At 71.9% G+C, this 8260-nt stretch carries 8 protein-coding genes; 6 read left to right on the forward strand and 2 right to left on the reverse strand.

Annotated elements, in window-relative coordinates; genetic code table 11:
• Positions 1–125 precede the first annotated feature (125 nt).
• Complete coding sequence (locus ACFRFH_RS19725; protein WP_382464686.1) at positions 126–2126, forward strand: YhgE/Pip family protein; 2001 nt, start codon at positions 126–128, stop codon at positions 2124–2126.
• A gap of 78 nt (positions 2127–2204) precedes the next feature.
• On the opposite strand, the gene ACFRFH_RS19730 is transcribed toward ACFRFH_RS19725, so the two are convergent.
• The gene (locus ACFRFH_RS19730) at positions 2205–3359 is read right to left on the reverse strand and encodes an SLC13 family permease (protein ID WP_382464687.1); all 1155 of its coding nucleotides are present in this window, start codon (positions 3357–3359) and stop codon (positions 2205–2207) included.
• Positions 3360–3436: 77 nt separating this feature from the next.
• Here ACFRFH_RS19730 and ACFRFH_RS19735 point away from each other — a divergent pair, with 77 nt between their 5' ends.
• Together ACFRFH_RS19735 and ACFRFH_RS19740 are read left to right on the forward strand one after the other, a co-directional pair.
• Positions 3437–3634, forward strand: a complete 198-nt coding sequence (locus ACFRFH_RS19735) for a hypothetical protein (RefSeq protein WP_382464688.1) — start codon at positions 3437–3439, stop codon at positions 3632–3634.
• Positions 3635–3732: 98 nt separating this feature from the next.
• Positions 3733–4206, forward strand: coding sequence for a hypothetical protein (locus ACFRFH_RS19740; protein ID WP_382464689.1), 474 nt, complete (start codon positions 3733–3735; stop codon positions 4204–4206).
• A gap of 4 nt (positions 4207–4210) precedes the next feature.
• On the opposite strand, the gene ACFRFH_RS19745 is transcribed toward ACFRFH_RS19740, so the two are convergent.
• Positions 4211–5587, reverse strand: coding sequence for a glucose-6-phosphate dehydrogenase (locus ACFRFH_RS19745; RefSeq protein ID WP_382464690.1), 1377 nt, complete (start codon positions 5585–5587; stop codon positions 4211–4213).
• Between the two features lie 29 nt (positions 5588–5616).
• Between ACFRFH_RS19745 and ACFRFH_RS19750 the strand changes: the two genes are divergently transcribed.
• Genes ACFRFH_RS19750 through ACFRFH_RS19760 form a run of 3 tightly spaced genes read left to right on the forward strand, consistent with a single transcriptional unit; the run spans position 5617 to position 8191 of the window.
• Positions 5617–7395, forward strand: coding sequence for a glycoside hydrolase family 15 protein (locus tag ACFRFH_RS19750; RefSeq protein WP_382464691.1), 1779 nt, complete (start codon positions 5617–5619; stop codon positions 7393–7395).
• Positions 7392–7694, forward strand: coding sequence for an ATP-dependent Clp protease adapter ClpS (gene clpS / locus ACFRFH_RS19755; protein ID WP_382464692.1), 303 nt, complete (start codon positions 7392–7394; stop codon positions 7692–7694). The genes ACFRFH_RS19750 and clpS overlap by 4 nt, the downstream gene beginning before the upstream one ends.
• A complete protein-coding gene (locus ACFRFH_RS19760; RefSeq protein ID WP_382464693.1) occupies positions 7691–8191 on the forward strand; it encodes a DUF2017 family protein in 501 nt (166 codons plus the stop codon). The genes clpS and ACFRFH_RS19760 overlap by 4 nt, the downstream gene beginning before the upstream one ends.
• Positions 8192–8260: the final 69 nt, after the last annotated feature.

An 8260-nucleotide genomic window follows, 5' to 3' on the forward strand; every position in this document is an offset into this window, starting at 1 on the left:
GGCTTGGGGGTAAACGATCTCTATCCCGGGGGGGCGGCGCCCGCCCCCCCCCCCCCCCCCTCCTCGCGCGCTCCTGCGCCCCACGACCAGCACCCTGCCGCCCACCTCGAGAAGGCCGACGCCCGATGACCACCCCGACGCCCTCCCCCTCGGCCTCGCCCCTGCGCCGCCCGCGCTCGCTGTTCTCGCTGGAGCGGATGCGCTCCGACAAGCGCGTGACCTGGCTGACCATCGTGGGCATCGTGCTCGTGCCGCTCGTCATCGGCGGTCTGCTGGTGTGGGCGCTCTGGAACCCGACCGACCGCCTCGGCGAGGTGAAGGCCGCGGTGGTGAACCTCGACCAGCCGGTCACCGTCAACGGCCAGGTCGTGCCGCTCGGCCGGCAGATGGCGGCGGGCCTCCTCGGGGCCAAGAACCAGAACTTCACCTGGGTGCTCACCGACCAGAAGGACGCGAGCGCGGGCGTCGCCGACGGCGGCTACGTGGCCGTGGTGACCATCCCGAAGAACTTCTCGAAGGCGGCGACCTCCACCGCGGGGACGTCCGGCGCGGCCACCCAGGCGACCATCGATGTGCGCACAAGCCAGAAGTCCAAGCTCGTGGACCCGGCGATCAGCCAGGCCGTGACCACGACCGCGACGGGCGTGCTCAACAAGCAGCTCACGACGACGTACCTGGAGAACGTGTACGTCGGGTTCAACACACTGCACGACCAGCTCGCGAAGGCTGGCTCCGGCGCGACCTCGCTCTCGACCGGGCTGACGCAGCTCGCGAGCGGCACCCACCAGCTCGCGGACGGGGCGACCCAGCTCGCCACGGGAGCGGACTCGCTCGCGAGCGGGCTCGGTCAGCTCTCCGGCGGCGCGTCCGGGCTGGCGAGCGGGCTCGGGACGCTGTCGAACGGGATGACCCAGTACGCGAACGGCGTCTCACAGGGGGCCGCGGCGGCGCAGCAGCTCCCGGCGGGAGCCGCCCAGCTCGCGACCGGCACGGCCGGGGTGCGCGACGGCGTCGGCGCGACGGTGGACGCCCTGAAGACGCTCGAGACGAACTGCACGGCGCTGCACCCGAGCGTCGGCAGCACTCCTGATCCGATCTGCGCCGGCATCCAGGCGACCATCAACGGGATCACGAACCCGGACCCCAGGAAGGGACTCCAGGCCGGCGCGACCCAGGTCGCCGCCGGAGCCCAGACCTTCTCGAGCAGCGTCGCGCCGCTGCCCGGCCAGCTCGCCCAGTCGGCGTCGGCCGCGCAGCAGCTCGCGTCCGGCGCGTCCCAGTCCGCGACCGGCGCACAGCAGCTCGCCTCCGGAGTGCAGCAGTCGGCGGACGGCGCGTCCCAGTATGCGACCGGCGTGCAGCAGTTCGCGGCGGGCGTCCCCGCGCTCGCGTCCGGCGCCGACCAGTCCGCGGCCGGGGCGGCCTCCCTGGCCTCGGGCCTGAACCAGGCCGTCGCGCAGCTCCCGAGCTACGACGCGGGCCAGCGCACCAACCTGGCGTCGGTCGCCTCGCAGCCGGTCGGCCAGAAGCAGTCCGGGACCGCGGCGTTCGGGACCTCCAGCGTCCCGCTGTTCGCGTCGGTCGCCCTGTGGCTCGGGGCGTTCGCGTCGTTCCTGGTGCTGCAGGCGATCTCGCGGCGTGCGCTGCTGACCTCCCGCGCGGCCGGGCGGATCGCGTCCGACGGACTCCTGCCCGCCGCCGCGATCGGCGTCGTCCAGGGCGTGCTCGTGGCGGCGATCATGCAGCCGGCCATGCAGCTGAGCGTCGGCGCCTGGTTCGGCTTCGCTGCTGTGGCGGCGGCGGCCGCGGTCTGCTTCGCGGCGGTCAACCATGGACTCGTGGCGCTGCTCGGCGGCCTCGGGCGGTTCGTGTCGATGCTCGTGGTCGTGGTGACGCTCGCCTCCGGGATCGTGTCGACCGCGCCCGGGTTCTTCGACAGTGTGACGGCGTGGCTGCCGACGTCGCCCGCGATCATCGCCATGCAGGGCGCGCTGGACGGGTCGACAGGTCTCTGGCGGGGGCTGGGCGGCCTCCTGATCTGGACCGCGATCGGCTTCGCGCTCGCGCTCGCGGCGGTCGCGCGGCGTCGCATCGTCACCGCCGCGCAGCTCCTCCCGGCGGAGTAGCCCCGCCACCATCCAGGGGACGCAACACGCCGCGCCGGGCGGGGCGCGGCGGCGGGGTGCGTCCCCACGGGGTGCGGGTCAGGCGGTGGGCCCCCGGGGGCGCGGGGCGAGCACCCCCGGGTCCGGGGCGGCGATCAGGCCGAGGAGCATGTAGCGGCCCCACCGGATGCGGACGTCGAACGACGTCAGCCGCTGGTGCCACAGCAGGGTCGCCAGCGACGCCCACGGCGTGATCAGCGGACCGGCGTTGACCCCGATCAGCAGCGCCGCCAGCCGCACCGGGCTGCCCGCCGCCGGTTCCAGCGCCAGGTACGCCGGGAGGTTGTCGATCGCGTTGGCGCCGACCAGCCCGGTCAGCGACAGTCGCAGCAGCGCCAGCGGCGACTCCCCCGAGCCGGACACGCGCGCCAACAGCGTCCCGAGGCCGTTCGCGTGCAGCGCCTCGATGAAGAGGAACAGCCCGGACGCCAGCAGGACGAGCTGCCACGGCAGCAGCCCGAACCGCAGCACAGAGCGCCGGCGCACCGCGAAGACCACCAGCAGCACCAGCGCCGCACCGGAGGCCGGCATCCACACCGGGATGCCGGAGACCAGCAGCGGCATCAGCGCGACCACCACCGCGGCGCTGATCCAGAACAGCACCGGGTCCTCGATGCCGTCCTCCTGCCCCGTCTCGTAGCGGACCAGCAGCTGCTTGCGCGAGATGACGAACACGACCACCAGCGGTACGACGATCGCCACGAGCGCCGGCGCCCACATCAGGGCGGCGAAGGCGAACGGCGTCGGGTTGCCCATCGCGTGCTGGGCGAGCAGATTGGTGAGGTTGGAGACCGGGAGCAGCAGCGATCCGGTGTTCGCGATCCAGACGGTGGTCAGTGCGAACGGCAGCGGGTCCAGCCCGGAGTGCCTGGCCAGCACGATCACCACCGGCGTGAGCAGAACCGCCGTGGTGTCGAGCGACAGGAAGATGGTGCTCAGCGTCGCGACGACGGCCACCAGCAGCCAGAGCAGCCACGCCCGCCCGCGACCCCAGCGCGCGGTCTGCTGGGCGACCACCGTGAACACGCCGGCCTCCGCGGCCAGTTCGGTCACCACGGTCACGGCGACCACGAAGAGCAGGATCGGCCAGACGCGGTCCCAGAGGGCCAGCGCGTCCGCGCCGGGCAGCAGGCCGGTGAGCACCGCGACCGCACCGAGGAGGAGCAGCACAGCGCCGACGATCGCCGTCCGCATCCCACTCCTCTCCACGCGACACCTTCAACCGTGCGCCCTCGGCAGCGTACTCTGGCGGAACGAGCGAAAGGACGCGGATGCGCAAGTTCATCTTCAACGGAGCGATCATCGCCGCGGTCATCGGACTGTGGTCCACGATCCAGGAGACCAAGGAGGGCCGGCGCGACTGGCGGGTGGTGCTCATGTGGATCAGCGCGGCGATCGGCATCGTGATCGCAGTCGGGACCGTGCTGGAGGAGTCCCGAGACGCCGACGAGCGCGAAATCCGGCGCTGACCGCAGGATTTCCGCGATACTTCCGGCGTGTCCGCGCGTCGCGAGGTGCATACACCCTGACACTGGTTCTTGACGGAGAACCTGGAAGGGGTATCGCGATGTTTGGTCGTAGGCGGCACGCCGCCGCCGAGGTGCAGGCGGCGCCGGTTCCTCAGCTCACGGATGCTCAGATCCTCGAGGTGGTCCACACCAAGATCGCCGAGCTGATCGGCGAACGCGGCGAATGGACGGTGTCGCGCCGTTCCCCCGACGACACCGACTCCATCTTCCACTCCGTCCTCGCGCAGTCCGTCTCCGTCGGCATCGCCGCCGCCCTCGTGGAGGCGCGCCGTCGTCTGGAGGCCGGCGAGACCACCGTCGTGGTCGCGTCCGAGCCGCAGCACCGCGCTCCCGCCGAGGTGGTCGCCATCGAGGCGGCAGCACCGGTCGCCGAGGAGCACGAGCTCGCGGAGCAGGAGCACGAGGAGCCCGCCGCGTTCGGCTGGGAGCCCGCGCCGATCACCGTCTGGACCGACCTGCGCAAGCCGGTCACCGGCGAGCTCCCCGCCATCCCGGAGCGCTCCGCGGCCTGACGCCTCAGCCGATCTTCTTCCAGGAGGCCGGCCCGTCCGACCCGGCGCGGTAGGTCTGCAGCGGGACTTCGTCCTTCTTCCACGCCGTGATCACCGGGGTGACGATGCGCCACATCTCCACCGCCGTGTCGCCGCGCACCGACAGCGACGGGTCGCCGTCGAGGATGCCCTCCAGCACTTCCGCGTAGGCCAGCAGCAGCCCCGGCCCGAAGTTCGCGCTGAGCGCCACGCGCTCGATCTCGTGCGGGTCGTCCGGGCCGTTGATGTTGAGCTCCAGCGACATCGCGTCGGGGGCCAGCATGATGCGCAGCATCGTCGGCTCGCGGTGCCCGCGCAGGCCGCGCGGGATGTGCCGCGCCGGCTTGAACGTGACGAGGATCTCGCGCCGCTTCTCGCCGAGCGCCTTGCCCGAGCGCAGCGTGAACGGCACGCCGGCCCAGCGCCAGGTGTCGACCTGAACCGTCACCTCGGCGAGGGTCTCCGTGTCGTTGGCCGGGTCCACGCCCGGCTCGCTCGTGTACGCCGGGAGCTTCCGTCCGTCGATGGTCCCCGCGGTGTAACGGGCGCGGCGGCTCGACGTGACCGGGTCGTCCTTCCACAGCCGGGTCGCCCGCAGCACCGTCGCCTTGCCGTCGCGCATGTCCGTGGCGTCGAGCGCGCTGGGCGGCTCCATCGCGAACACCGCCAGCACCTGGAGCAGGTGGCTCTGGATCATGTCCATGAGCGCCCCGGCGTGGTCGTAGTAGCGGGCGCGGTCCTCCAGCCCGAGCGACTCGTCGTAGACGATGTCGACGCTCTGGATGTGGTCGCCGTTCCACACCGGCTCCAGGATGCTGTTCGCGAACCGCAGGCCGATCAGGTTCAGCACCGTGGAGTTGCCGAGGAAGTGGTCGACGCGGTGGATCTGGTCCTCCGGCACCAGCGTCGCGAGCCGCTTGTTGAGCGCGACGGCCGAGCGCTTGTCGGTGCCGAACGGCTTCTCGAGTGCGAGCGTCAGGCCGGCCGGCAACGACAGCTTGCCGAGCGCCTCGCACGACTTGGCGGTTATCGCCGGCGGCAGGGCGAAGTACAGCGCGGGCGCTCCCTCGCAGGCGTCGAAGATCTTCTGCAGGTCGTCGGGCTTCGTCACGTCCGCCGGCAGGTACACGGTGCGCTTGAGCAGCTCCTCCACCGCTGGGCCAGCGGCCTTCACGGTCTTGAACGACGCCTTCACCACCGACCGCCACTTGGCGTCCGACCAGTCCTCCGCCCCCGATCCGACCAGGTGGAAACGTCGTTCCGGGTGGTGGGTGAGCAGCTGTCCGATCGCAGGGAGGAGGAGTCTGGACGACAGGTCGCCACTCGCTCCGAGAATCACCAGAGTGCCCACGGTCTGCGTCATGCGCTTCACAGTACGGCCATACTGGGGATATGTCGCTCCCCATCGAGGATTACGCCCTGATCAGTGATTGCTTCACCGGGGCCCTCGTCGGACGGGACGGAAGCATCGACTGGCTGTGCCTGCCGAGGTACGACTCGCAATCCACTTTCGGCGCCCTGCTGGGCACGGAGGACCACGGCCGCTGGCTGCTCGCACCCTCCGATCCCGAGGCCACCAGCACGCGCGCCTACGAGCGGGACACCATGATCCTGGTCACCCGCTGGCGCACCGCCACCGGCGAGGTGGAGGTGGTGGACGCGATGCCGATGGGCGACCACCGCGCCGACCTGGTACGGCGAGTGCGCGGGGTCAGCGGCACGGTGGAGCTGCGCGAGGAGCTGCGCATCCGCTTCGGCTACGCCAGCGCCATTCCGTGGGTGCGCAAGATGACCGACGAGAAGCCGGCAGCGCTCGTCGCCGTCGCCGGCCCGGACGGGCTCGTGTTCCGCGGGTCGGCGCTGCACGCAGCGGACCACGCACACGCGGGGAGCTTCACCGTCCGCGCGGGCCAGACCGTCGACCTCTCGATGACCTGGTTCCCGTCGCACCGCCCGGCGCCGGCGGCCCTCGACGTCGAGACCTCCCTGCAGAACACCCGGGAGTGGTGGACGAGGTGGGCGGAGAGCTGCGACCACGAAGGGCCGTACCGCGCGGAGGTGGTGCGCTCGCTCCTCATCCTGCGCGCGCTGACGCACCTGGAGACCGGCGGGATCGTCGCCGCGGCGACGACCTCCCTCCCCGAGCAGTTCGGGGGCGAGCGCAACTGGGACTACCGCTACGTCTGGCTGCGCGACGCGTCGCTGACCATCGCCGTGCTGCTGGCCCACGGCTACGACGACTCGGTCGACCACTGGCGCGACTGGCTGCTGCGCGCGATCGCCGGGGACCCGGGCGACGTGCAGATCATGTACGGCCTCGCCGGCGAGCGCGACCTCGCCGAGCGCGAACTCGACAGCCTCCCCGGCTACCAGGGCGCCCACCCGGTGCGGATCGGCAACGACGCCTCCACCCAGTTCCAGGCCGACGTCATCGGCGAGGTCATGCTCGCGCTCGACCACGGCCGCACGGCCGGCGTGCAGGAGACCCGGTTCTCCTGGGCGCTGCAGCGCGCCCTGATGGGGTACCTGGAGCAGAACTGGCGCAAGCCCGACCACGGCATCTGGGAGATCCGCGGGGAGCCGCAGACGTTCACGCACTCCCGCGGCCTGGTGTGGGCGGCCTTCGACTGCGCCATCCGCGGCGTCGAGCAGTTCGGGCTCGACGGGCCGGTCGAGCGCTGGCGGCACCTGAGGAACGAGATCCGTGCCGACATCGAGGCCAACGGCTTCGACACGGGGCGGGGCAGCTACGTGCAGTACTTCGGCAGCACCGAGGTGGACGCCTCGCTGCTGCTCCTGGCGCAGGTCGGCTACTGCGCCTTCGACGACCCGCGGATGCTCGGGACGGTGAAGGCCATCGAGCAGGACCTGCTGCGCGACGGCCTCCCCCTGCGCTACCGCACCGAGAAGGGCGTCGACGGCCTCCCGCCCGGCGAGCACCCCTTCCTGGCCTGCTCGTTCTGGCTGGTCGAGCAGTACGCGCGCTCGCACCGGCTGGACGACGCGATCCGTCTGATGGACCGGCTCGTGTCGCTGGCCAACGACGTCGGGATGCTGTCGGAGGAGTACGACGTCGAGGGCCGGTCGCAGGTGGGCAACACGCCGCAGGCCCTCACCCACCTCGCACTCGTGCGCGCCGCCGACGCCATCGCCGAGGTGCAGGCGGGGTGACGCCCGCGATCACGGAGCCCGCGACCGAGGAGGAGGTCGACCTCGGCGAGCGGCTGGAGCTCGGCGCGCCATGGGTGACGATCGTCTGGAACGACCCGGTGAACCTGATGTCGTACGTCACCTACGTGTTCCAGAGCTACTTCGGGTTCTCCAAGGCGGAGGCCAAGCGGCTGATGCTGCTCGTGCACAACGAGGGCCGCGCGGTCGTCGCGACCGGCACGCGCGAGGAGATGGAGCGGCATGTGGAGGCCATGCACGGCTACGGGCTGTGGGCCACCTTGACCAAGGCGGACGCGTGAGGCCGTTCCGCGCCGACCGGCACGGCGGCGTCCGCGCGCGGTTCGAGGCGGGCGAGGCCGAGGTACTCCGGCGGTTCGCCGCCGCGGCCGCCGAGCGCGCGGAGCGGGCGGGCTCCGAGACGCGGGACGGGGCGCCGGCCGACCCCACGCTGACGCGGCTGCTCCCCGACGCGTATCCGGACGACCCGGAGGCGTCTGCCGAGTTCCGCCGCTTCACGGCCGAGCGGCTGGCGGAGTCGAAGGCGCAGAACGCGCGCACGGTGATCGACTCGCTCAGCGGCCCGGCGGAGGGAACCGTCGAGGTGCGCCTGGACAGCGCACAGGCTCAGGCCTGGCTGCGCGCGCTCACCGACATCCGGCTGGCGCTCGCCGCCGACCTCGGCATCGAGCACGACGGCGACGAGGGCGACATCCACGACCTGGAGTCCGCGACCCGGCGGGCCGTCTACGACTGGCTCGCCGCCGTCCAGGAGTTCCTCATCCTCGCCCTCCGCTGATCCTTGCCGCCGAGGGGCACGTAAACGCCCCTAAAAGTGCGTTTTAGGGGCGTTTACGTGCCCCTCGGC

This window comes from Leifsonia sp. NPDC056824 (genome assembly GCF_042789575.1).
GTDB lineage: Bacteria > Actinomycetota > Actinomycetes > Actinomycetales > Microbacteriaceae > Leifsonia.

Bases quoted from the DNA above. Each gene is read 5' to 3' on its own strand.
- ACFRFH_RS19725 (WP_382464686.1), top strand. From the start codon at position 126: ATGACCACCCCGACGCCCTCCCCCTCGGCCTCGCCCCTGCGCCGCCCG.
- ACFRFH_RS19730 (WP_382464687.1), bottom strand. From the start codon at position 3,359: ATGCGGACGGCGATCGTCGGCGCTGTGCTGCTCCTCCTCGGTGCGGTC.
- ACFRFH_RS19740 (WP_382464689.1), top strand. From the start codon at position 3,733: ATGTTTGGTCGTAGGCGGCACGCCGCCGCCGAGGTGCAGGCGGCGCCG.
- ACFRFH_RS19745 (WP_382464690.1), bottom strand. From the start codon at position 5,587: ATGACGCAGACCGTGGGCACTCTGGTGATTCTCGGAGCGAGTGGCGAC.
- ACFRFH_RS19735 (WP_382464688.1), top strand. From the start codon at position 3,437: ATGCGCAAGTTCATCTTCAACGGAGCGATCATCGCCGCGGTCATCGGA.
- ACFRFH_RS19750 (WP_382464691.1), top strand. From the start codon at position 5,617: ATGTCGCTCCCCATCGAGGATTACGCCCTGATCAGTGATTGCTTCACC.